Source organism: Corticimicrobacter populi, from assembly GCF_003123725.1.
In the GTDB taxonomy this organism is placed as follows: domain Bacteria; phylum Pseudomonadota; class Gammaproteobacteria; order Burkholderiales; family Burkholderiaceae_B; genus Corticimicrobacter; species Corticimicrobacter populi.
The window spans coordinates 209,514-232,224 of sequence record NZ_QETA01000004.1 but is presented as its reverse complement, the minus strand read 5'-3'; the positions used below and the strand labels follow the sequence as shown (position 1 = coordinate 232,224).

The window sequence follows — 22,711 nt, the reverse complement described above, 5'->3', positions numbered from 1 at the left end:
GCACGGCAAGCACCTCCCAAGGCACCTGCCGGACAGCGCAAGATCAATAACGGCGCAGCCAGTATTCGTACGACGGCGGCAGCCACTGCGACGGATGGGCCTCGCCCAGCGTCTTGGCTGCAGCATAGGTCCAGTGTGGATCTGCCAGATGCCCCTTGCCGATCTGTACCAGATCGGCCTGATCTGCTGCCAGCACCTGTGCGGCAACCGAAGGCTGTCCCATATTCCAGGCCACCGACACCGGCAGGGATGCCTCGCTGCGCACCCGTTGCGCAATCGGGCCCAGGAAAGCCGGCTCGCCCCAGGGAATGCTGGCCTGCGTGGTCGAAAAGCCAACGCTCACGCTCAGCAGGTCCAGGCCACCAGCCTTGAAGCGACGCGCCAGTTCGATGGATTCGACCAGCGTTTCCTCATCACGACCGTCATACTCAAGCACGCCGAAACGCGCCGTCAGCGGCAGATTCTCGGGCCAGACTTCGCGCACGGCGGCCAGCGTTTCGAGCAGGAAACGGATGCGGTTTTCGAAACTGCCACCGTAGGCGTCAGTGCGCTGATTGGCATGATCGGAGAAAAAGCTCTGTCCCAGATAGCCGTGCGCAAAGTGCAGCTCCAGCCAGCGGAAACCCGCATCGCGCGCCCGCTGCGCCGCCGCCACGAAATCGGCCTTGACCCGGGCGATGTCGTCGAGCGTCATCTCACGCGGTACGCGCGGCAGATTGGCACCAAAGGCCAGTGCAGACGGCGAGATCGGTTCCCAGCCACGCGGATCATCCGCCGCAATATGGTCATCGCCTTCCCATGGCACGTTGGCGCTGGCCTTGCGGCCGGCATGGCCGATCTGGATGCCCGGCACGGAACCGGCCTTCTCGATGGCCTGCACGATGGGCACCAGCGCTTCAGCCTGGGTATCGTTCCAGAGCCCCAGGCAGGCGGGAGAAATACGCCCCTCGGGGGCGACGCCGGTCGCCTCGACGATCACCAGGCTGGCACCGCCACGCGCCAGACCGGCATAGTGGACCTGGTGCCAGTCGTTGGCTACGCCATCCCGGGCCTGATACTGGCACATGGGCGGCACGACAATGCGGTTGCGCAGCGTCACATCTTTAAGGGAAAAGGGCTGAAACAGGGATGACATGAACAGGTTCTCCTGACGGCTGATCCGGCATGGATCGTTGAGGACAGCATCGGCTCGCCTGTGGAGCCGGGCATATTCTATAATTCGAGAATATTCGAATAATAAAACAAAATCATGATTCATGGGTATGATTCGAATCATGCGTCCCTTCAAACATCCTGCCGTCGAAGACCTGACCCTGGAGCGCCTGTTCCACGCGCTCAGCGATCCCGTGCGCCTCGACATCGTGCGTACCCTGGCCGCCACCACGGCAGCTACCTGCAGCGAGCTGGACGGCGGCCGCCCCAAATCCAGCATGTCGCACCACTTTCGCGTGCTGCGTGATGCCGGTCTGGTCTGCACCCACCACGCCGGCACCACCCACATCAACTCGCTGCGCCGGGCCGAACTCGATGCACGCTGGCCTGGCCTGATGGCGGCCATACTGGGTACGCCTCGCTGACTCGCCTTACGCCAGAGAACCGCCTCCACACAGCACCAGTTGCTGCCCGGTGATCGATCCCGCCTCGCTGCTCAGCAGAAAACACACCGCTGCGGCCACCTCCGATGGTTCGACATAGCGCCCCATGGGCGGCAGCACCGGCATGCAGCCGTGACGAGACGGGTCGTCCAGCATGGGCGTGCGCGTCGCCCCGGGTGCCACGATATTGACCGTCACGCCACGCGGTGCCAACTCTGCCGCCCATGACCGGGCCAGACCGACCAGCGCTGCCTTGCAGGCCGCATACTGGCTGCGTCCGGCCATCCCGGCAGCCGTACGGCTGCCAATCAGCACGACCCGTCCGGTCACATCCGGCAGGCGACCGGCCAGCACATCCACCAGCAAGGCGGCTGCCTGCACATGCACCTGCCACAGCCGCCTTCCCACCTCCGAATCCAGGCTGCCAAGTGGCGCGGCTGCCATGAAGCCTGCCGCATGTACCACCGCATCCACCTGCACAAGGGTCGCCAATTCAGCCGACAGTGCAGCCTCATCAGACAGATCGACCGCCCGGCAATCGACTCCCGGGCAGGCCACCGGCTGTCGATCCAGACCCGTCACGCGCCAGCCCTGCGTCACGAGACGCCGCGTGATCTCCAGCCCGATGCCGGAAGCCGCCCCGGTCACCAGGGCATGGCGGTCTTCCTGCCGGCCGACGCTCATGTGTAGTTCCTCGCCTGGGTACGGATCGCCTCATGGTCATAATCATCGATCTGCCCGATCAGGTCATTGGTATAGAAAGGCGCATAATCCGCGATCTGCAGGCCCGTCATCTCGGCTTCGGTCCGGAATTCCGACACCTCGATATAGCCCATCGACACATCGGGATAAGGCGGACGGTACAGCTTGATGCGACGCGAGATGGCCTGCAGCACGGCCTCCACGGCAGCATCCTGGCTGGCACCGCGCGGCGCGGTTTCCGGATACATGCGCAGGAAAGCCAGCGCCCCGGCACGCGGATTTTCGAGGATGAAGGTCGACGCCTTGCTGACCGAGCGCCCCAGGCCCACGGCCCACTGCGGATGACTGTCGAGCGTACTGACACGCGTCTGCAGGAACTGGCCGCCCACCAGCGGCAGATTGTCCGGTCGGGGCAGCAACCGGAACGGCAGACCCGCCGCCTCGATCTGCCCGAAGCCGGTATCGAAATAGGCCAGGGCATCCACCGCCTGCCGCCGCAACGCCACCCCTGCCGGTACGCCATTGCCGACTGCGATCCATTGCAGATCGCCATCAGGGTCCAGCCCCTGCAGGCGCAACACATTGCGCGTGACCGGATAGTCCGTAGCACCGAAATCCGACACGCCGATACGCAGCCCTTTCAGATCCGCATAGGATTGCACGGGCGAATCCGGCAGCACGGCAATGTCCCACTTGTACGGGTAGGTGTACTGATAGAAATTACGGGCCAGCTTCCAGTCCCCCTGGGCCAGCACCGGCAGGCCGAACGAGGGCACGCCCACGCCGAAATCGACCTCGCCCCGGTCCACCGCGACCTGCACATTGGCATTGGTGCCCAGCGCCAGCGTATTCAGCGTGAAGCCCTCGGCCGCGTTGTAGCCGAGGATTTCCCCGATCACCAGGTTGATCACGATCGGGCTCATGGCCTTGAGCCCCACGCCCAGTCGCACCTGCCGCAGGCTGCTTCCCTGCTGCGCCATGCCCAAACCCGGCAACATGGACCAGGCTGCCAGGCTGGCACCCGCCCCCAGAAATGTCCTTCTGTCGATCTGTTTCATGTCTCGCTCCTTTGTGTGGCCTGCCTATTCGGCCTTGTCATGAGGTCTTGCCATCACCCGTTGCCGGGCCTGTCCAGGCAGCGCTAGCGCCCCCGGTCGGTCCAGTGGATCAGCCGTTTTTCCAGCCTGCGCACCAGCGCATGCAGGCAGATCCCCATGGCCCCCAGAATCACCAGCGCCGCAAAGACACCGGCCACGTCGGTCACGGCCTGGGCCTGCGTAATCACCACGCCCATGCCGCTTTGCGCGCCCAGAAACTCGGCCACGATGGTCCCGAGCAGGGCATAGACCACCGCCATGTCGAGTCCGGCAAAGATATACGGCGCGGCATTGGGCAGCTTGACAATGCGGTAGGTTTCGAAGCGCGTGGCTGACAGCGACCGCATCAGATCCACCCGCTCAGGCTCAATGGCGCGCAACCCCGTGAAGCTGTTGATCAGTACCGGAAAAAACGACAGCAGCGCCGCAATGGCGATCTTGGAACCATCGCCAAACCCCAGCCAGATCACGATCAGCGGGGCAATCGCCACCTTGGGCAGGCTCTGCAAGGCGAAGGCATAGGGCATCAGCAGCTTTTCGATGGTTCGGCTCTCGGCCATCAGCGATCCCAGCACCAGGGCCAGGCCCGTGCCGATCATGAAACCCAGCGCGGCGTTGCTGAAGGTACTCCACAGGGGCAGGTAATAGCCGATCGGACTGGTCGGTGACACGGCCAGCCCGGACCACAGGGCCTGCCAGACCGCTTCGGGTGCCGGCAGGATATAGGTCGGCACATCGAACAGACGCACACTGAGCGTCCAGACCGACAAGATCACCACCAGTCCGGCCAGCGTGATCCAGGTGTCCCGATAGCGCGATCGGATACGGCGCGCCGGCTGCTGCATGGCCGGCATGGTCACTGCATGCGTACTCATTCTATGTCTCCCCGTGCATTGAGCAGGCCCCGGATCTCACGCGATAGCCGCGCATACTCGGGATGCCCGATAATGGTGTCGAACGTGCGCGGACGCGGAATGTCCACATGCAGGTCGCGCAGGATGCGGCCTGGCCGGGGCGACATGACAATGACCCGGTCTGCCAGGAAAATCGCTTCGGCAATGCTGTGGGTGATCAGGATCACCGTCTTGCCATTGGTCTGCCAGATCCGCTGCAACTCAAGATTCATGCGTTCGCGCGTCAGAGCGTCGAGCGCGCCGAACGGCTCGTCCATCAACAGGGTGCGCGGATTGCGGGCCAGGGCCCGGCATATCCCGGCACGCTGCTGCATGCCGCCCGACAGTTCATAGGGATAGCGCTGGCCGAAATCCCCCAGCCCGGTCATGTCGAGCAGAGTATCCACGCTGGGACCATCGTTGGCATGACGCCCACCGACCCTCAGAGGCAACTCGACATTCTGCCGAACCGTCAGCCAGGGCAGCAGGTTGGCAGCCTGGAAAACGACCCCCACATCCCGCGAAGGTCCCTGGATGGGATGCCCCTGCATCCGCATCTCGCCTTCTTCGTACGGGTCCAGTCCGGCCAACATCCGCAGCAGCGTGCTCTTGCCGCAGCCGGATGGCCCGACAATGCTGACGAACTCGCCATCGGCAATGTCCAGGTCCAGCCCGTCCAGTGCCCGTACCTGCCCTGTCGGGGTAATGTATGTCTTGCCCAGGCCGCGCAGCGAGATCAGGCATTCCCTGTCTGCCACCGCCGCGCCGGCGTGCACCTCGTGATCTTCTTCCGCAATCAGCATGTGTGTCTCCTTGTCGCTGAAGCATGGATAGGCCGCCGGTTGCGCCCCCTGGCTCTTGCTGGCGCAGTGGGACGTGGCGGCAGCTTGGAATCAGGCTGCCACTGGCAGCAGGCCGGCATGCTCCAGCGCGGCCTCGATGGCACGCAACTCGGCATCGCTGGGCCCCTGGGTCGGCGGACGCACCGCCGCACTGCGAATGATGCCGGCACGCGCCATGGCTGCCTTCATGCGGCCATGGGCTTCGCCGGTCGGCTCTCCTGCCCCGTAGACCGCATCCTTGAGCGGCGTGATCAGCCCCTGGATCTCGATGGCACGCGCCAGGTCACCGGCACGAACAGCCTGCAGCAGGTCATGAATCAGGCCCGGCACCAGCGAGGCAAAACCGACCAGCGCCCCGTCAATGTCCTGCACCATCGATGCCAGCAGATATTCATCATGGCAGGTCAGCAACGCCTTTGAAGGATCGGCAGCGCGGATCGCCGCCAGGTCGCGGGCATATTTGTTCATTTCCCGGGTGCCGATCTTGAAGGCGCGCACCGCAGGCAGGCGCGCCAGCTCGGCCAGCAGTTCGCTGGAGAACGAAGCCCGCGTCCAGGCCGGATAGACATGCACGATCAGCGGCAGGCCAGTGGCATCACCGATGGCCGTGAAATACTCCAGGCAGTGCTCGGGTTTGAAACCGAAACGCAACCAGTGGTGTGGCGGCATGATGTCGAGTGCATCGGCCCCGGCCTCCTTGGCCATGCGGGCCTGCTCGACCGCTTCGCGTATGCCCTCGCAGACAATCGAAGAAATCACCGGGCAGATACCTCGCACTGCCTCGGCCGTGATGCGCGTCACTTCGGCGCGCTCCAGCGGCGTCAAGGAAAACACTTCGCCGGTATGCCCGTTGGTCATCAGTGCGCCGATCCCCGGCTGGCCGGCCAGCCAGCGCGAAAAGCGGGCCAGCTCATCACGGTCGATGGCCAGATTGTCATCGAACGGCACGGCAATGGCCGGGATCACACTGTGGAAATTGATGTCCTGCATGTCTGTCTCCTGATGTTTTTATGAAAAATATGCCGGCACGCCGGCACGAAACCTACCTGGGTGAAATCACGCCGCCCGTGGCCTGCAGGGCGTGTGACAGGGACTGTGCTGCTTCCATGACAGAAGGCGCAGCCAATTGTTCGAATTGGGGCAAGGTGGTGTTCAGCGCAGGTGCCGCCACACTCAGGGCCGCCAGCGGAATGCCATCGGCATCGAGAATCGGTGCAGCGATCACATAGAGGCCCGACACGGTTTCCTGATCGGACAGTGCATAGCCACGCTGCCGTACCTGCTGCAGCCGTGCCAGCAAGGCCTCGATGTCGACCAGCGTTTTCTCGGTCAGTTTCTGACGTGGCCGGGCATCGAGAATGGCACGCTGCTCGCTCTCGGGCAGGCTGGACAGGATGGCGTGGCCAATGGCGGTCGAATGAACCGGCACCCGGCTGCCGATCCGGATATCCACGCCCAGCCGGGTCAGTCCGGCCTGGATCCGTTCGGCATAGATAATCTCGGCATTTTCCAGCACGCCGATCGAGGCGGCCTCATTGGTCTGCCCTACCAGTTTCCGCAACACGGGGCGGGCCAGCGTGCGCAGGTCGGCATGCGCGATGGCGTTGAAACCCAGGTTCAGGACCTTGGTCGAAAGCTCGAACAAGCGGGTATTCGGTACGCGCTGCACATAGCCCAGATCGACCAGGGTATTGAGAAAACGAAAAGCCGTGGCGTTGTCGACACCCGCAGCCCGGGCCACCTGGGCCATGGTGAGCTGCGGCTCCTGCGCCGAGAAGGACTCCAGCACCCTGAATCCCTTGGCCAGGGACTGTATGGTGTTTTTGCTGTTTGAAATATCTGCCATTGCCGTCCACCCTGAAAATTCGGATTGCGAACTTTTATTTTTAAAATCATGAGCTTATTGAACGACAACGGACTTTTTCGTGTCTATCAGGGTTTGCGATAGGGGGTGTCAATTTCAGAAATACGCCAGGGCAGGCGCATGGCAGTGGGGACACCTGGGACGCGGTCCGGATGCCTGAACGGCACCGGACTGCCCGCATCAGTCGCAAACAGGCGGGCAGCGGGATGAACTCACTGCGCTGCGCTCCGTTCAGACACATCCCGCTGACGGCCCCCGCCCATTTGCGACTGATGCGGCGCACCCCAATGTGTCCCCACTGCCATGCGCCTGCCCTGGCTGCACTTTTCTGGATTGCAAGGCCCGCCAAATGAGATAGATGACTGGCACCGCCTTCTGCCCAAAACCACATTTTTCGATGTCAGGGGCCGGCGGCTTAAGGGCCCGAAATCAACCCGTTCTACAGCCTGACAGGCCCCTCGAGATGATTTCTGAATTCGCCAGACACCACGAAAGACAATGAAATGACATCACCGTCCCGCCTGAAACGCACGGCATACGACCCAGGAGCCATCTCGATCAGACGGCCGGACACGGCAGCCGTGTTATCCGGCTCCAGATCCCCACCTGTGACATCCTCGCCTGCGCCCACAAAAATTCGGCCGGAAGGCACCCGAACATAGACAGATCCCGAATAATCAAGCAGGTTATCGACAATTTCAACGACATACACGCCATCCTGACCCAGATTCAGGAAGACAGCATTTCCCTGGTTGATCTCATCCAGTTCATCCTCGGGCAGGCTCCACCAGTCAGGCGTATCGGACAGACGATGCCGCAGCGAGGCCAGATCAAACACGACCAGTGTCGCGGTATCCGTGAAAATATTGAAGGAAATATCCATGACGCCTGTCTCAATCCAAACGGGCAACCGTCAATACATAGCCTGAGGGGCTTTCCAGATGGCACCAGCGGGCCGAATCCTGTGGCCCCTGAATCGTACCCATCCCCTCCTCCATCGCAGGCCATTCCGGGCCGATCTGCCATGCCTGCGGGGCCGCAAGAAATCCCCTTCCCACGGCCTTGAGCGCTGCTTCCTTGATGGTCCACCCCTTCAGCAGCGCCCTGTTTGCAGCCACACCGGCAGAGGCAGCCGTACGCAAGCGTCCATGCTCATCGGCCGAAAAGATGCTGTCCATTCCAGCCGGATCTGCCGGCTGCTGTTCGATATCGACGCCGATACGTCCCCCAGTGAGGGACACCGCACAAACTGACCAGGCCCCGGCGTGGCTGAAACCGATTGAAGGCATGCCATTGCTACCCTGTGCATCCAGCCATGGCCGGCCATGCGGGTCCTTGCGCAATCGCGACAGCATTGGCCAGGCAGGATTGCCGTCAGTGACCGAACGCCCCCCCGCTCGGGCGTGCGCAACCCTCACCGACGGACCCTCTAGGCCGCCCTGTTGCGCCCACATCCAGGCCAGCGCGACTCTGGCCCCCAGACTGCGCAAACGATCTGCCTCATGCCTGTAGCGCCGGATGACGGCGACATCTTCCGCAGGCAGATGTCGCCATGCCATATCGATGATCGCCTCGTCCAGGTCAGCCCAGGCCAGCAATCCCACCTGGACCCGCAACTCTAGACAACGCAACAAGGTGATGCGCATCGCCATGCCAACCGTCTCAGCCCGACCGCTGGTGTGTACGCCGCAGGTTCAGCCAGGTATCGACGCTATAGACCAAGAGACCTGCCCAGATGCAGGAAAATGCCGCCAGTTGCGCCGGATCGAAGGGTTCGTCATAGAACCACACCGCCAGCAGCAGCACCAGGGTGGGCGCAATGTACTGCAGAAAACCCAGCGTGGCGTAAGGCAGGTGCCGAGCGGCCATGTTGAAACACATCAGCGGCACCAGTGTCACGGCCCCCGATGCCGCCAGCAGCCAGGCCGTGCCGGTCTGCCAGAAGTCCGGCACCAGCGTAGCGGCCGAAGGATGCAGCCACAGCCAGCCCAGCGCCACCGGCAACAGCAACCAGGTTTCCACGACCAGCCCCGGCAACACCGCAACCGAGGTCTGCTTGTGAATCAGTCCGTACACACCAAAACAACCGGCCAGCGACAGGGCAACCCAGGGCACGCCATCTACCTGCCAGATCTGCTGCAGCACCCCCAATGCCGCCAGCGCCACGGCCAGCCATTGCAGCCGCCGCAGTCGTTCGCGCAACACAACCAGCCCCAGCAGGACATTGATGAGCGGACTGATGTAATAGCCCAGGCTGGCCTCGACCATGCGGCCATCATTGACCGCCCAGACATAGATCAACCAGTTGGCGGCCAACAACGTACCACACAACGCCAGCGCAACCAGCATGCGGGGCTGCGCCAGCAACTCCCGCCACCAACAGGGATGCTTCCAGAACTGCAACAGAACCAGTCCCAGCAAAGCCGACCACAGTACCCGCTGGGCAACGATTTCAATGGCGGGAATCGTCTGCAGCAGCTTGAAATACAGCGGAAACAGGCCCCACAGTACATAGGCGGTCAGGCCGAGCAGATACCCACGGCGTGGGTCGATGACAGACATGGCGATTGATCGAGTCAGGAAAGAAGGGACGGGAAAGACATAAGTGTAACTGTCTCCCACTTGAGACAGGCTGAAAGCAGCGTTCGCATACGAAAACAGTCACAGTCCCATAAACGCCGTATTCTGCTGCACATTACAATGGATCGACTGATTTCGAGGCTCCGCCATGCCTGCTGCACGCCCGTTCCAGCGCTTCCGCGCCCTGCTCTGCCTATCCCTGTGGCCGCTATTGCTGACCGCATGCGGGCAGGATGCCGCGCCATCGACAACCGCCACACGGGTCAGGCTCCAAGTCGTGCAGCCCGATACGACCCAGCAGGCCGGGTTTAACCTTCCCGGCACCGTCGTGGCCCGTGTCGACAGCACCCTGTCGTTTCGCGTGCCCGGCCGGCTACTGGCCCGGCCCGTCGATGTCGGTGCCCAAGTCGGCCAGGGCACGCGACTGGCCCAGCTCGACCCGGAACCCCTGCGCCTGGCACGCGACGAGGCGGCGGCCCAGGTAGCGCAGACCCAGGGTGTGCTCGAACGTAGCCGGCGCGATGTGGCCCGCAACCGCACACTGGTGGAAAAGGGAGCGCTGGCTCGTGCCGATTTCGATGCCCTGGAAACCGGTCTGAACAATGCCCAGGCCCAGCATGACGCCGCGCGCAGCAGGCTGGCACAGGCACGCAACAATCTGGCTTATGCCGACCTGAGCGCGCCGCAGCCCGGTATCATCACCCAGGTCCATGCCGAAGTCGGTCAGGTCGTAGCCGCCGGCACACCGATCATCTCGATGGCCTATGACGGCCAGCGCGAACTGGAAGTCGATGTACCGGAAAACGACATAGCCCAAATCCAGCCTGGCTCGACAGTACAGGCACGCTTGTTGAGCGCACCGGACACCGTGTTGCAGGGCCGCGTGCGTGAAATCTCGCCCGTAGCCGACCCGGCCTCGCGTACCTATCGAGTCCGCGTCGCCCTTGATGCCATGCCGGATAGCGCCAGGCTGGGCATGACGGCCAGCGTGCAGCTGAATCACACAAGTACAGCTCCCGCGCAAATATTCCGCCTGCCGCTCGCCGCGCTTTACCAGCAGGGCGAAGGCCCTGCCGTCTGGGTCCTGCCCGACGGGACCAATCACCTGGAGCTGCGCCCCGTCACCCTGGGCTCGATGGGAACTGATCACATTATGGTCACGGCAGGCCTGCAATCCGGTGAACGGGTCGTGACGGCGGGCGTACACCGGCTCGATGCGGGCATGCCTGTCCAGCCCTGGGACCATCGCCTGCCATGAAATTCAATCTGTCCGCCTGGGGGCTGCGGCATGCCCCGCTGGTTCTCTTCGGCATGATCCTGTCCGTCATCCTGGGCGTACTGGCCTATATCGACCTGGGCCGCTCGGAAGACCCGGAAATGACCATTATGGTCATGACGCTGGACGTCGCCTGGCCCGGTGCCACCACCCGCGAAATGGAACAGCAGGTCGTTGAAAAGCTCCAGCGCACCCTACAGGAAGTCCCGCTCTACGACAATGTGCGCAGCTATGTGCGCCCCGGCCGCGCCACGATGTTCCTGACGTTGCAGAGCTGGGCCAAGAAGGACCAGATCCAGGAAAGCTGGTACCAGGCACGCAAGCGCGTGGGCGACATGCGCCATACGCTGCCCGAAGGCGTACTGGGACCGTATTTCAATGACGATTTCGGCGATACCTTCGGATCCATCTATGTATTCCACGCCGATGGGTTCGACCAGGCCCAGATGAAGCAGGTATTGCTGTCGGCACGCGAACGCCTGCTGCGCGTCCCGGATGTCTCCAAGGTCTTGATGCTGGGTGTGCAGGATCAGGCCTACCATGTCGAATTCAGCCCCGACCGGCTGGCCCGTCTCGGCATTTCACCCTCGCAGTTGCTGGCCAGCCTGCAACAGCAGAACGTCGTCCTGCCTGCCGGCGTCATCGAAGGGCCGCGCAGCCGCATCCCGATGCGTGTGGACGGTGCCGTGCGCAGCCTCCAAGACATCGAAAACGTCCCCGTCAAGGCCGGCGAGCGCACGTTCCGTCTGGGTGATATCGCCGAGGTCACGCGCGGCTACGTCGACCCGCCCCAGATGTCGATGCGGCGCAATGGCGAACCCGTCACCGCACTGGCCGTCTCCATGACCGAAGGCGGCGACATCCTGACCCTGGGACGCAATCTCGATGCCGTCATGAACGAAGTCCAGGCGGCACTGCCCGCCGGCATCACTATCGAAAAAGTCGTGGATCAGCCCACGCTGGTAGATCACTCGATCAACGAATTCCTGATGCATTTCCTGCTGGCGCTGGGCATCGTGCTGGCGGTCAGCCTGCTGGCACTGGGCTGGCGCACCGGCATCGTGGTGGCGCTGTCGGTGCCGCTGGTGCTCGGCATCACTTTCTTCATCATGTGGCGGCTGGGCATCAACCTGCATCGTGTGTCGCTGGGCGCGCTCATCATCGCGCTGGGCCTGCTGGTGGACGACGCCATCATTGCGGTGGAAATGATGCAGGTGAAGATGGAAGAAGGCTGGAGCCGCTTCAAGGCCGCCTCGTTCGCCTGGACCTCCACCGCCTTTCCAATGCTGACCGGCACCCTGATCACCGCCGCCGGCTTCGTGCCCGTCGGCTTTGCGCGCTCATCCACCAGCGAATTCACCCAGTCGATTTTCTGGGTGGTCACCATTTCGCTACTGGTATCCTGGGTCGTGGCCGTCCTCTTCACGCCCTACCTGGGCACGCTGCTGCTGCCGGACATGACAGGCCACCACGAGCGCGATACCCCCTGGAGCCGGCGCAAGCGTCGCCTGATGGACTGGCTCACCGGCCGTATCGAGTGGAGCGTGCGGCATCGCAAGGCCGTGCTGATCTCGGCGCTGCTGGCCTTTGTCCTGTCGCTGGCGGCCTTCCGTCTGGTACCGCAGCAGTTTTTCCCCGACTCACCACGCGAAGAAATCCTGGTCGATCTGCACCTGGAGGAAGGGGCCAGCTACGCCGCCACTCTGGCCGAAACCGAGAAACTCGAACAATGGCTGTCCCGTGATGAGCGCGTACGTGCCGTCACGGCCTACGTCGGCAGCGGTTCCCCGCGCTTCTACCTGGCGCTCGACCCCGAGTTGCCCAAGCTCAACTATGCCCAGGTGATCGTCTATCCTCACGACCTTCAGCAGGGCAAAACTCTGGCAGCCGATCTGCATGACTATCTGACGACAGAATTCCCGCACATTCGCACACGGGTCTATCGGCTCGAGCTCGGCCCGCCGGTCGGCTATCCGGTGCAGTTCCGCGTCAATGGTGCCGATCCCGATACCGTGCGCGCCATCGCGGCCGAAGTCCGCGACCGGATGCGCGAGCATCCCAACGTGCGCGACGTCAACCTGCAGTGGCATGAACGCACCAAGGCCATCCGCTTTCGCATCGACCAGGATCGAGCCCGCGCCCTGGGCGTCAACAGCCAGGACGTGGCACTGACACTGCAGACCCTGCTCAGCGGCCAGACTGTTACCCAGGTACGCGACGGCAACGAACTGATTGATATCATCGCCCGGGCGCGTCCCGACGCCAGGCTGGACGCCGAACGGCTGGGCAGCCTGACCGTGCATGCCGCCAACGGACGCGCCATTCCGCTGAGCCAGGTGGCCGAGATCGAACCTGTGCTCGAGGAAGGCGGACTGTGGACCCGTAACCGCCTGCCCAGCCTGAGTGTGCGCGCCGATGTCGCTGGTGCCCAGGCACCGGACGTTTCCGCCGAGATCCGTGCCACGCTTCACGACATCAAGGCCCGCCTGCCGGTCGGCTACGACATCGAGGAAGGGGGTGTCGTCGAGGAAAGCGCCAAGGCCAATGCCGCAATTGCCGTCGTGATCCCGCTCATGCTGCTGCTGTGGGCAGTCTTCCTGATGCTCCAGCTGCAGAGTTTCAGCCGCATGTTCATGGTGATCCTGACGGCCCCGCTGGGCATGGTGGGTGTCACACTGGCACTGCTGGTCACACAACGGCCATTCGGCTTCGTGGCCACACTGGGCGTGATCGCCCTGGCCGGCATGGTCATGCGCAACTCGGTCATCCTGGTCGAACAGATCGACCGCGACATTGCCCAGGGCGATGCGCCGCGCGACGCCATCGTGCATGCCACAGTACGGCGTACGCGACCGGTCGTGCTGACTGCGCTGGCCGCTATTTTGGCCATGATCCCGCTGACCGTTTCCGACCTGTGGGGGCCGATGGCGGTTTCCATCATGGGGGGCCTGGCGGTCGGCACGGTCCTGACACTGATTTTCGTGCCGGCACTGTACGCGGCCTGGTTCCGGGTCAAGACATGATGGACGGACGCAGTCGCCTCAGGCGCTGCAATCCTTCCCGCCAGCGACGGCGCAGGCCGCGCCGGCCCATCGGCTCGAAGAAACCATCGGCGCTCTCGGGATCGAGCAGTTCGTTATCCGCCACAAACTTGTCCAGGGGACCCGGGCGCGTCAGGTCCAGCAGATCCAGGCTCCTGCCATCACAGCGCAGCGCCTCGATCGTCGCTGTGAGAGAACCGCTGCGAGCAAACTCGGCCTCGAAAACAGCCGGTTCCACGCTCAGATGCTCCGACAGCAGGCGGGTACGCAACTGAGCAATCGTTGGTGCCACATGCTGATTTCCCGGCAGGGCGGCATCGATCACTACATCGCACTCGCTGTCCAGTCCCAGAGAGCGGTTGTTGAGATTGGACGAGCCGATGCGCAGCAGGCGATGATCGACAATCATGACCTTGGCATGCACGTAGATATCCTGCCGTCCGGCCGTGACCGGCACATAGATACGAAAACGGTTGCCCGGGTCGGCCTCGGCGATCTTGCGGGCCAAGCGGATCCTGGCCGCATCCATGGCCACCTGCTCAAGCCAGCCATCGGCTTTGCGCGGCATCACCATGACAACCTCGGGCGGATGGGGTTCCTTCAGGCGAGCAGCAATGGCCACCGCCACTCTGGCAGAGGTGAAATACTGGTTTTCGATATAGATGACATCCTGCGCGGCGGCCACCATATCGAGATACAGCGCCTCGATTTCCCGGATCTCGGCGCAACCATCATAAACCGAGCGCGTGCGGGCAATGCCGACCCGCACGTTCTCGAACTGGACCGGCAGGTCGTCCGGCCACAGCACCTCACTGCAGTCAGGCAAGGGATCAAGCGGCTCAGACGTGGCCCGCTGCCAGCGCTCGGCTCCCAGTTCGCCCAGCGCCGCTGCCACAGGGCCGGCCAGCATCATGGTGACATCATGCCAGGGCGGATAGGGCCGACCTTCCGGACCGATCCGGCGTGGATCGTCATCCAGATGTTCGGACGTATCCCAGCGTGCCGTCGACATGTCGATCCCACCGCATACCGCCAGGCAATCATCGACCACGAGGATTTTTTGGTGATGGCTGCAACCCGGTGGGTGTGCCCGGTCGAACCGGAAGGCAATGGCCCGGGTGCAATGCCAGCGCCACAACATCCACAACGCGGACGGTCGCAGCAACTGCTTCAAGGCTCCGAAACCCCATTTGAGTATGCTGATGCGTCGGGCCGGCATCGCCCTGGCCAGCGCCAGAATGAATTCCCCCAGTGTCTGCCCGCCCCCTGCCCGCCCAGGTTCCAGCCGGATGCGCGTATCGAACTCCCAGCCGATGATCAGGATACGCTGCCTGGCTGACTGCATGGCCTCGCCCGCCAGGTGGTAATACTCGGCCGCATCCACGAGCACGCTGGCCCGGTCACACGCCTCGATAAGCCAGCAGTTGCGTCCCGGCTCAAGAATAGGGCCGGGGTTTGCGCCAGCGCTCACAGGAAGATCCGGGTTGCGAGGAACTGCGTCCGGGATCAGCGTACTCATCTCCATGTTTGGCACTCTCTACATGACCATGCGGCATCCAGAGAATGTAGCATGCAGCCACATGAAAAATGCCGACCCAAAGGCCGGCATTTTTCACCATGGCCGGCAAATGCCGGACCCGGTTTCTTCGATCGGAAGGATCAGAAGGCAGCGCGGAAAATACCTTCGATCTCGGCCTGCGATGCCTGGCGCGGGTTAGTCAGACCGCAGACATCCTTGAGCGCATTGGTGGCCAGAGTCGGGATATCCTCTTCCTTGGCACCCAGCTCGGCCAGACCTGCCGGGATGCCGACATCAACCGACAGTGTGCGGATCGCATCAATGGCAGCCTGTGCGCCCGCCTTGGCATCCAGATCAAGGATGTTGACACCCAGCGCACCCGCAACGTCACGCAGCCGGCTTTCGCAGGCGCTGGCATTGAAGGCCTCGACGTGCGGCAGCAGCACGGCATTGCAAACCCCGTGCGGCAGGTTGTAGAAGCCGCCCAGCTGGTGTGCCATGGCATGCACGTAGCCCAGCGATGCGTTGTTGAAGGCCATGCCGGCCAGGAACTGGGCATAGGCCATGCTCTCGCGCGCCGCCATGTCCTTGCCCTGATGCACGGCAGTGCGCAGGTTGGCGGCGATCAGTTCGATAGCCTTGATGGCACAGGCGTCGGTAATCGGCGTGGCGGCCGTCGACACATAGGCTTCGACCGCATGGGTCAGGGCATCCATACCGGTTGCTGCCGTCAGCCCCTTGGGCATGCCGACCATCAGAGCCGGGTCGTTGACGGACAGGATGGGCGTGACATTGCGGTCAACGATGGCCATTTTGACGTGACGCGTTTCGTCGGTGATGATGCAGAAACGGGTCATCTCGCTGGCGGTACCGGCGGTCGTGTTGATGGCGATCAGAGGCAGTTGCGGCTTGGCTGACTTGTCCAGGCCTTCGTACTCGCTGATGTGGCCCCCGTTGGAGGCGCACAGGGCAATACCCTTGGCACAGTCGTGAGGTGAACCACCACCCAGCGACACCACGCAATCACAGGCATTGGCATGCAGCAGTGCCAAGCCATCCTCCACGTTCTTGACCGTAGGGTTGGGTTGAGCACCGTCGAAAACGACGGCCTCTACACCCTGTTGCAACAGCAGTTCGGCCACCTGGGCCGGCACGCCAACGCTGGCCAGGCCGGCATCGGTCACGATCAGGGCTTTTTTGAAGCCATGGTTGCGAATGGCGACGGCGGCCTCCTCCAGGCTGCCGGCGCCCATCATGTTCACTGCGGGAATGAAAAAAGTGCTGCTCATGAAACGGTTCTCCGTGTGTAGTAGTGCTCCTTCAGAGTAATCCTCCAGCAAGAAAACCAACTTGTGCAGGATCAAATCCGGTGACACCAGACAGAGATATCGCCATGACAGCAGGTCCAGACGCTGCCGCCTGTTCGTGCCCGGCAGACAGCCGGGTGCTCACAGACTGCATCCGGCATCACGCAGTCTGAACCTCTTCCTCCAGGGCTGCCTTCACCTGTCCAGCCCGGACTACCCTCACCGGAATACCCTTGGAAGCCGGCGTGAAGCAGTCCGGGTCATAGGCATACAGCGGTACCAGCGGATTGGCCTCCGGGAAATAGGCGGCACAACTGCGATCCGGGAAGTCGTACTCAATGGCCTGAAAACCGGTCAGGATCCGCTCGACACCGTCATTGGCCTGCGAAATGATATCGACACGATCCCCATCGGCCAATCCCAGCCTGCGCAATTCCGCCGCATTGATAAAGAGCACGTCGCGAGCATTGTGGATGCCGCGATAGCGATCCGAATAGGAATACAGCGTGGTGTTGTACTGGTCATGGCTGCGCATGCTGGACAGCCACAGCACGCCGTCCTGATCGGCCTCTTCGTCCTCGCACAGCCCGGCGTGGACCAGGAAGTTGGCCTTGCCCGACGGCGTCCCCCAGACCCGCTCCCGGGCCAGCGAGGTCAGGTGAAAACCGCCCGGAATCTCGAGACGCTTGTTGTAGCCGGGGAAAATATCGGGAAACACGGCCTCGATATCGTCGCGGATCAGGGCGTAGTTACCGACCCGGCTTTCCCAGTCCACTTTCGAGTCTGCACCCAGCGTGGCCCGTGCCATGCCCCCGATGATGGCCACTTCGCTGCGCAGATGCTCGGATGCCGGAGGATTGCTGCCGGTGCTGGCATGCACCATCGACATGGTGTCTTCGACGCTCATCGATTGCGGGCCGGTTGCCTGCACATCCAGTTCAGTACGCCCCAGACAGGGCAGAATCAGGGCATCGCGCCCGTGTATCAAATGGCTGCGATTGAGCTTGGTGGATATCTGCACGGTCAGGTTCAACGCACGCATGGCGGTCTGTGTCCTGGCCCAGTCCGGCACGGCCACGGCAAAGTTGCCACCCAGACCGATGAACACTTTGCTGGCTCCGCCGACCATCGCCTCCAGTGCCGTCAGCACATTGCGACCCGGCTTGCGCGGCGGCTCGAAGCCATAGCGCGCCTGCAAGCGATCCAGGAATACCTTGGAGGGAATCTCGGTAATGCCCACCGTGCGATCACCCTGCACGTTGGAGTGCCCCCGCACCGGGCAGATACCGGCACCGGCCTTGCCCACGTTGCCGCGCAACAATGCCAGATTGGCGATCTGCTGCACATTGTGGGTGCCATGACGATGCTGCGTGATGCCCATACCGTAGGCCAGGATAGCGCGTTCGGCCTTGGCATAGGCCCCGGCCGCCACAGACAGATCCTCGCGCGTCAGCCCGGACTTGCGCTCGATATCTGCCCACTCAGTCGCCTTCAGGTCGGCAATCAGCGCCTCGATGCCGACAGTGTGCGCACGGATGAATTCCCAGTCGAGAATTTCGACATCGTTGTTGGCCCGAGCCTGTTCGTCGGCCTCGACCAGCAGCTTCATGATGCCCTTGATGGCCGCCACATCACCACCGACCCGCACCTGGAAAATGCGCGAAGAAATCTCGGTCGAGCCAAAGGTGGCCATCTGCGCCACATCCTGCGGAGCCTGGAAACGCTCCAGCGCACGCTCGCGAAACGGATTGAACGACATGATCACCGCCCCGCGCTTGGCGGCATTGCGCAGATAGGTCATCATGCGCGGGCTGTTGGTGCCCGGATTCTGCCCGAAAATGAAAATACAGTCTGATTGGTCGAAATCGTCGAGTACGACCGTGCCCTTGCCTACGCCAATGGATCTGGGCAGGCCGACACTGGTCGGCTCATGGCACATGTTGGAACAGTCCGGGAAGTTGTTGGTACCGTACTCGCGCGCAAACAGCTGAAACAGATAGGCCGCCTCGTTGGAGGCACGCCCTGACGTATAGAAATCGACCTGGTTCGGATCGTCCAGTGCATTCAGGTGCTGGCCGACCAGGGCATAGGCATCCTCCCAGCTCACCGGCAGGTACTTGTCGCTGGCGGCGTCATAGCGCATGGGATGCGTCAGCCGTCCGACCATTTCCAACTCGTAGTCATCCCATTTTTCCAGCTCCGTCACGGTATGCTGGGCAAAGAATTCGGGCGTACAGCGCTTGGGCGTCGCCTCCCAGGCAATCGCCTTGCCCCCGTTCTCACAGTATTCGAAACGCGAGGTATCAAGCGGATCGGCCCAGCCACAGCCGGGACAGTCGAAACCGCCATGCTGGTTCATCTTCGACAGGATGGATAGCCCGTTGACCGGGATATCCTGCTTGAGCAGCAAGGCTTCCATGGCCTTGAGGGCATCCCAGCCGCCGGCAGGATGGGTATAGGGAATGTAAGGCTTCATGACATCTCCATGTATGCAGTGGGGGAGCAGCACCGGGGCATTTTGTCTCCGGGCAGCGCAGATGCCCGGGATACCCGGATGGAACATGAGAAACAGTTGGCCCTATTGACTGAGCCTATGAAGAAGCAGAAGTAACACAGGTTTTGTATTTAGAAAATGCAACTACTGTTAACAAGGACTTGCGCTGTTGAGGCAGCCTGAATGCTTCCTGTCGGCTTCCCTGCAAAAAAATCCAGCTTCGTGTAGAATTTCGCCTTTGCTGATGGCGCAATGGCAGAGTGGTTATGCAGCGGATTGCAAATCCGTGTACGTCGGTTCGATTCCGGCTTGCGCCTCCAAATGAAATCAAGGACTTACGTTTATGGCGTAGGTCCTTTTTTCGTTTTGGTGTCAACGCACGCAATCCCCTGCAATCCGCCCATCCACCAGCGTAATCAGTCGGTCAGCCTGCGACGACAGCCGCTGGTCGTGGGTCACGATCAATACCGCGCATCCCAATTGCTCATGAAAGCGCCGGAACAGGGCAAAGATGCTCTCGGCGGTCTGGGTATCGAGATTGCCCGTGGGTTCATCCGCCACCAGCAAGGGGGGATGCGTGACCAGTGCGCGGGCAATGGCCACGCGCTGCTGCTGGCCACCGGAGAGCTCCGTCGGTAGCTTGTGCGCAAAATCCCCCAGCCCAACGTCTTGCAGCAACGCCAATGCGCGCTCGCGATCGGCCATGCGAGGTTTGCCATGATCGATCATGCACGGCATCAGGACGTTTTCCAGGGCCGTGAACGCCGGTATCAGGTGGTGGAACTGGAACACGAAACCCAGGGCACGGCGGCGCAGCAAGGTACGCGCCTGATCCTGCATGCCACGGGTGGGATGGCCCAGCAGCTCGATTTCACCCTGTGTAGGCGTATCCAGTTGCGCCACCAGATTCAGCAAGGACGTCTTGCCTGATCCGGAAGGTCCGACCAGCGCGCAGAAATCGTCCGCAGCCAATTCGAAGCTGACGCCATGCAACACCTCGGATTCTGTCGGCAGACCGACATGGTAGGACTTTCGCACCTCACGCACGGCCAGCACCGGAGCGGACTGCCTGGATCTATCATCAGACATAGCGTATCGCCTCCGCCGGGTCCATGCGCGCCGCGCGCCATGCAGGAATGGCAGCGGCCAGCACACCGCTCAAGGTGGCAATCGCAATGGCCATGGGAATCGTCTGGGGTGGAAACGGCGTCTCGAACAGGCCCGGACCGAAGGCATGAAACGCAGCCACCATACCCCATCCCGCCAGGCTACCCGCCAGCGAACCCGCCAGGCCAAGTATTGCCCCTTGCAGCAGAAACACAGCCAGCATCTGCCACCGCGTCGTCCCCATGGCCCGCAGAATGCCGATTTCACGCGTCCGCTGGGTGACGCTCACGGCCAATACGGCAGCGATGCCAATCGCCACCGCCAGGGCCACGAATACGCTGATCAAAGTCGTCGCCATGGATTGCGAACGCAAGGCATTGAGCAACTGGGCATTGGTCTGCATCCAGCTTTCTGCCTTCAGCCCAAGCAATCGGGCAATCCGATCGGCGATGGTGCGGGCCGCGAAAATATCGTCCACGGTAGCATCAATACGCGTCACGCCCCCCGGCAGATCCAGCAAGGACTGGGCCTGCTTCATATCCATGTAGACGTAGCGCGAATCCAGTTCGCGCACGCCCATCTCGAAAATGCCGGCGACTGTCATCACGGCGCTGGCCCCCTCATCCGCCTCAATGCGCAGCTTGCCACCCGCCTGCAGCCCCAGCGTCTCGGCCAGACGGCTGCCGATCGCCACATTGCCGGGCGACAGGGTGAACGCCCCCTCGCGCAGGTTGTTGCCAACCGGCACGATGCGCTGGTAGCGGTCGGCATCCACCCCCAGCACGGTCACCGCTTCGCGCGCGCCGCCGCGTCTGCCGATGGCTGCGCCCGACACCATCGGCGAGACGGCACGGATGCCCTCCAGGGATTCCAGCGCCGGCACCAGGCGCTGCCAATCGTCTATCGAATGCAGGCCCTGCGCGCGCCTGTCTTCCAGCATCAGGCGCCAACGCCCCTCTGGCCCGGCAGCCGGCATGTTGACACGATCTGCCGCCTCGATCGCAATATGCGACTGGGTACCCAGCATGCGATCGATGGCGTTGGCCTGCAGGCCGCCAATCAGCACGCGCAGGAACACGATAATCGACACACCCACGACAATGCCGACCAGAATGATCGACGTCTGCACCCGGCTCTGGCCCAGAAACCGCAGCGCCACCCGACTGGCGAACCAGGTGTTATCGCACCAGCCCATCAGTCGGCCTTTCATCACAGGTCATCCGGAAAGGCTTGTTCCTGCGGCGACAGACGCCTGTCGCCCACCGGTGCCGCATTCGCCAGCACCAGATCTCCTGCGACCAGGCCTTCCAGTACCTCGCTGGCAAAGAGCCCCCGCAATCCCAGGCGTACCGGCACCACCACGGCCCGATCACCGCGCAACACCTGCACCGTGGCGCGATCACCACGCCGCGACGCCAGCGCGTCATTGGGCACGACCAGCGCATCGTCCTTGCTGGCGGTCCGAATCGTTGCGGACACCGTCATATCCTCACGCAGATAATCCGGCACGGACTGAGGCAACAGATGCACATCCACCGTACCGCGTTGCGGATCGACCTGTGGGGAAATACGATCCACCACGGCCTGGAATGGCCGGTCCAGGAAAGCATCGGCAATCACCACCGCGCTCTGCCCAACCGCCAACCGGTCGAGAAATTTTTCATCGACCGGAATCACCGCCTCGTTGACGGCCGGAAGGCGCACGATATCAAACAGTTGTTGCCCTGCCTGGACAGCATCGCCCACCTCGACCAGGCGCGCGGCAACCACGCCATCGAACGGCGAACGTACCTCGGTCCGAGCCAGCACGGCAGCAGCAACGGCCGCCCGCTCGCGCAGCGTGCGCTCCTCGGGGCCATCACCCGCCAGGTCACGCTGCGCCAGCCGGGCGCGATCACGCCGTAACCGGGCGGTATCCAGCACCTGCTGTGCCTGCTCTGCGGTTTCCCTTGGCATGGCGTTACGGGCAGCCAGATCATGCCGCCGGCGTGCCTCGCGCTCGGCCTGTACCAGAGCGACCTCCGCCTCGCGCAGCTCGGCTGCCACCTGCTGGCGGCGCACATCCTGAAGCTGATCCAGGACTGCCTCGGCCTCGGCCAGGCGTGCCAGCGCCTCGTCATTGCGCAAGCGAACCAGCAATTGCCCTGCCGTCACAGTGTCGCCTTCGCGCACGAAACGCTCCACGACCACGCCAGCCGCCTCGCTCCCCAGCCGTGTGCGCTCACGCGCAACAATGCGGCCACTGGCCACGACATCCTGCACCAGAGGACGGTTGTCGAGACGATAGACTGGCACCGGGCTACCCTGCCACGGACGCCACAGCAGCAACGCCAACGCGACCATCAGCATCAGCAGCCATGTCCAGCGTCGCCGCAACGATACATGTAAAGCCAA

Annotated in this window: 19 protein-coding genes and 1 tRNA gene; 4 read left to right on the top strand and 16 right to left on the bottom strand. The window is 62.7% G+C overall.

The annotated features are described in order from the left end of the window. Positions 1 to 43: 43 nt before the first annotated feature. On the bottom strand, positions 44 to 1,135 hold the full coding sequence (locus DD235_RS11105) for an NADH:flavin oxidoreductase/NADH oxidase (RefSeq protein WP_109062145.1): 1,092 nt from the start codon (positions 1,133 to 1,135) through the stop codon (positions 44 to 46). 139 nt (positions 1,136 to 1,274) lie between these two features. On the opposite strand from DD235_RS11105, the gene DD235_RS11100 reads away from it, so the two are divergent. Continuing rightward, positions 1,275 to 1,577, top strand: a complete 303-nt coding sequence (locus tag DD235_RS11100) for an ArsR/SmtB family transcription factor (RefSeq protein ID WP_109062289.1) — start codon at positions 1,275 to 1,277, stop codon at positions 1,575 to 1,577. 6 nt (positions 1,578 to 1,583) lie between these two features. On the opposite strand, the gene DD235_RS11095 is transcribed toward DD235_RS11100, so the two are convergent. The 9 genes from DD235_RS11095 to rarD form a co-directional block, all read right to left on the bottom strand. After that, positions 1,584 to 2,279, bottom strand: coding sequence for an SDR family NAD(P)-dependent oxidoreductase (locus DD235_RS11095; RefSeq protein WP_109062144.1), 696 nt, complete (start codon positions 2,277 to 2,279; stop codon positions 1,584 to 1,586). Next, complete coding sequence (locus tag DD235_RS11090) at positions 2,276 to 3,355, bottom strand: ABC transporter substrate-binding protein (RefSeq protein ID WP_109062143.1); 1,080 nt, start codon at positions 3,353 to 3,355, stop codon at positions 2,276 to 2,278. Before DD235_RS11090 ends, DD235_RS11095 begins: the two co-directional genes overlap by 4 nt. Positions 3,356 to 3,438: 83 nt before the next feature. Further along, positions 3,439 to 4,269 carry an ABC transporter permease gene (locus DD235_RS11085; RefSeq protein WP_109062142.1) on the bottom strand — a complete coding sequence of 277 codons (831 nt, stop codon included), beginning with the start codon at positions 4,267 to 4,269 and terminating at the stop codon, positions 3,439 to 3,441. Beyond that, positions 4,266 to 5,090, bottom strand: coding sequence for an ABC transporter ATP-binding protein (locus DD235_RS11080; protein ID WP_109062141.1), 825 nt, complete (start codon positions 5,088 to 5,090; stop codon positions 4,266 to 4,268). The genes DD235_RS11085 and DD235_RS11080 overlap by 4 nt, the downstream gene beginning before the upstream one ends. Before the next feature lie 90 nt (positions 5,091 to 5,180). Further along, positions 5,181 to 6,119, bottom strand: coding sequence for a dihydrodipicolinate synthase family protein (locus DD235_RS11075; protein ID WP_109062140.1), 939 nt, complete (start codon positions 6,117 to 6,119; stop codon positions 5,181 to 5,183). Between the two features lie 52 nt (positions 6,120 to 6,171). Then, complete coding sequence (locus DD235_RS11070; protein WP_109062139.1) at positions 6,172 to 6,975, bottom strand: IclR family transcriptional regulator; 804 nt, start codon at positions 6,973 to 6,975, stop codon at positions 6,172 to 6,174. Positions 6,976 to 7,432: 457 nt separating this feature from the next. Further along, positions 7,433 to 7,876, bottom strand: a complete 444-nt coding sequence (locus tag DD235_RS11065) for a DUF6386 family protein (RefSeq protein ID WP_109062138.1) — start codon at positions 7,874 to 7,876, stop codon at positions 7,433 to 7,435. A gap of 10 nt (positions 7,877 to 7,886) precedes the next feature. Next, entirely contained in the window at positions 7,887 to 8,645 is a 759-nt protein-coding gene (locus DD235_RS11060) for a 4'-phosphopantetheinyl transferase family protein (RefSeq protein ID WP_109062137.1), read from the bottom strand. A gap of 10 nt (positions 8,646 to 8,655) precedes the next feature. Next, positions 8,656 to 9,555, bottom strand: a complete 900-nt coding sequence (gene rarD, locus DD235_RS11055; RefSeq protein ID WP_109062136.1) for an EamA family transporter RarD — start codon at positions 9,553 to 9,555, stop codon at positions 8,656 to 8,658. A 166-nt stretch (positions 9,556 to 9,721) separates the two neighbouring features. On the opposite strand from rarD, the gene DD235_RS11050 reads away from it, so the two are divergent. Both DD235_RS11050 and DD235_RS11045 read left to right on the top strand, forming a co-directional pair. After that, positions 9,722 to 10,831 (top strand): efflux RND transporter periplasmic adaptor subunit, encoded by a 1,110-nt coding sequence (locus DD235_RS11050; protein ID WP_109062135.1) that lies wholly within the window; start codon positions 9,722 to 9,724, stop codon positions 10,829 to 10,831. Then, a complete protein-coding gene (locus tag DD235_RS11045; RefSeq protein ID WP_109062134.1) occupies positions 10,828 to 13,872 on the top strand; it encodes an efflux RND transporter permease subunit in 3,045 nt (1,014 codons plus the stop codon). Before DD235_RS11050 ends, DD235_RS11045 begins: the two co-directional genes overlap by 4 nt. On the opposite strand, the gene DD235_RS11040 is transcribed toward DD235_RS11045, so the two are convergent. From DD235_RS11040 to DD235_RS11030, 3 genes are all read right to left on the bottom strand, one after another. Continuing rightward, positions 13,862 to 15,409 carry a phospholipase D-like domain-containing protein gene (locus DD235_RS11040; protein ID WP_109062288.1) on the bottom strand — a complete coding sequence of 516 codons (1,548 nt, stop codon included), beginning with the start codon at positions 15,407 to 15,409 and terminating at the stop codon, positions 13,862 to 13,864. The genes DD235_RS11045 and DD235_RS11040 overlap by 11 nt on opposite strands. A gap of 140 nt (positions 15,410 to 15,549) precedes the next feature. Beyond that, positions 15,550 to 16,698, bottom strand: a complete 1,149-nt coding sequence (yiaY, locus tag DD235_RS11035; protein ID WP_109062133.1) for an L-threonine dehydrogenase — start codon at positions 16,696 to 16,698, stop codon at positions 15,550 to 15,552. A gap of 178 nt (positions 16,699 to 16,876) precedes the next feature. Then, a complete protein-coding gene (locus DD235_RS11030; protein WP_109062132.1) occupies positions 16,877 to 19,192 on the bottom strand; it encodes an FdhF/YdeP family oxidoreductase in 2,316 nt (771 codons plus the stop codon). A 264-nt stretch (positions 19,193 to 19,456) separates the two neighbouring features. Here DD235_RS11030 and DD235_RS11025 point away from each other — a divergent pair. Then, positions 19,457 to 19,530 (top strand) — tRNA-Cys (locus DD235_RS11025). Positions 19,531 to 19,582: 52 nt separating this feature from the next. Here the strand turns inward: DD235_RS11025 and DD235_RS11020 are convergent. The 3 genes from DD235_RS11020 to DD235_RS11010 are packed head-to-tail and all read right to left on the bottom strand — an operon-like array spanning position 19,583 to position 22,711. Beyond that, the gene (locus DD235_RS11020) at positions 19,583 to 20,299 is read right to left on the bottom strand and encodes an ABC transporter ATP-binding protein (RefSeq protein ID WP_109062131.1); all 717 of its coding nucleotides are present in this window, start codon (positions 20,297 to 20,299) and stop codon (positions 19,583 to 19,585) included. Further along, positions 20,292 to 21,527 (bottom strand): ABC transporter permease, encoded by a 1,236-nt coding sequence (locus DD235_RS11015; protein WP_239990117.1) that lies wholly within the window; start codon positions 21,525 to 21,527, stop codon positions 20,292 to 20,294. Before DD235_RS11015 ends, DD235_RS11020 begins: the two co-directional genes overlap by 8 nt. Next, positions 21,527 to 22,711 carry an efflux RND transporter periplasmic adaptor subunit gene (locus tag DD235_RS11010; RefSeq protein WP_146193499.1) on the bottom strand — a complete coding sequence of 395 codons (1,185 nt, stop codon included), beginning with the start codon at positions 22,709 to 22,711 and terminating at the stop codon, positions 21,527 to 21,529. Before DD235_RS11010 ends, DD235_RS11015 begins: the two co-directional genes overlap by 1 nt.

What these genes read in the sequence shown, in the direction of transcription:
- DD235_RS11105 (WP_109062145.1), bottom strand. Translation starts at nt 1,135, where the DNA reads ATGTCATCCCTGTTTCAGCCCTTTTCCCTTAAAGATGTGACGCTGCGC.
- DD235_RS11100 (WP_109062289.1), top strand. Translation starts at nt 1,275, where the DNA reads ATGCGTCCCTTCAAACATCCTGCCGTCGAAGACCTGACCCTGGAGCGC.
- DD235_RS11095 (WP_109062144.1), bottom strand. Translation starts at nt 2,279, where the DNA reads ATGAGCGTCGGCCGGCAGGAAGACCGCCATGCCCTGGTGACCGGGGCG.
- DD235_RS11090 (WP_109062143.1), bottom strand. Translation starts at nt 3,355, where the DNA reads ATGAAACAGATCGACAGAAGGACATTTCTGGGGGCGGGTGCCAGCCTG.
- DD235_RS11085 (WP_109062142.1), bottom strand. Translation starts at nt 4,269, where the DNA reads ATGAGTACGCATGCAGTGACCATGCCGGCCATGCAGCAGCCGGCGCGC.
- DD235_RS11080 (WP_109062141.1), bottom strand. Translation starts at nt 5,090, where the DNA reads ATGCTGATTGCGGAAGAAGATCACGAGGTGCACGCCGGCGCGGCGGTG.
- DD235_RS11075 (WP_109062140.1), bottom strand. Translation starts at nt 6,119, where the DNA reads ATGCAGGACATCAATTTCCACAGTGTGATCCCGGCCATTGCCGTGCCG.
- DD235_RS11070 (WP_109062139.1), bottom strand. Translation starts at nt 6,975, where the DNA reads ATGGCAGATATTTCAAACAGCAAAAACACCATACAGTCCCTGGCCAAG.
- DD235_RS11065 (WP_109062138.1), bottom strand. Translation starts at nt 7,876, where the DNA reads ATGGATATTTCCTTCAATATTTTCACGGATACCGCGACACTGGTCGTG.
- DD235_RS11060 (WP_109062137.1), bottom strand. Translation starts at nt 8,645, where the DNA reads ATGGCGATGCGCATCACCTTGTTGCGTTGTCTAGAGTTGCGGGTCCAG.
- rarD (WP_109062136.1), bottom strand. Translation starts at nt 9,555, where the DNA reads ATGTCTGTCATCGACCCACGCCGTGGGTATCTGCTCGGCCTGACCGCC.
- DD235_RS11050 (WP_109062135.1), top strand. Translation starts at nt 9,722, where the DNA reads ATGCCTGCTGCACGCCCGTTCCAGCGCTTCCGCGCCCTGCTCTGCCTA.
- DD235_RS11045 (WP_109062134.1), top strand. Translation starts at nt 10,828, where the DNA reads ATGAAATTCAATCTGTCCGCCTGGGGGCTGCGGCATGCCCCGCTGGTT.
- DD235_RS11040 (WP_109062288.1), bottom strand. Translation starts at nt 15,409, where the DNA reads ATGAGTACGCTGATCCCGGACGCAGTTCCTCGCAACCCGGATCTTCCT.
- yiaY (WP_109062133.1), bottom strand. Translation starts at nt 16,698, where the DNA reads ATGAGCAGCACTTTTTTCATTCCCGCAGTGAACATGATGGGCGCCGGC.
- DD235_RS11030 (WP_109062132.1), bottom strand. Translation starts at nt 19,192, where the DNA reads ATGAAGCCTTACATTCCCTATACCCATCCTGCCGGCGGCTGGGATGCC.
- DD235_RS11020 (WP_109062131.1), bottom strand. Translation starts at nt 20,299, where the DNA reads ATGTCTGATGATAGATCCAGGCAGTCCGCTCCGGTGCTGGCCGTGCGT.
- DD235_RS11015 (WP_239990117.1), bottom strand. Translation starts at nt 21,527, where the DNA reads ATGAAAGGCCGACTGATGGGCTGGTGCGATAACACCTGGTTCGCCAGT.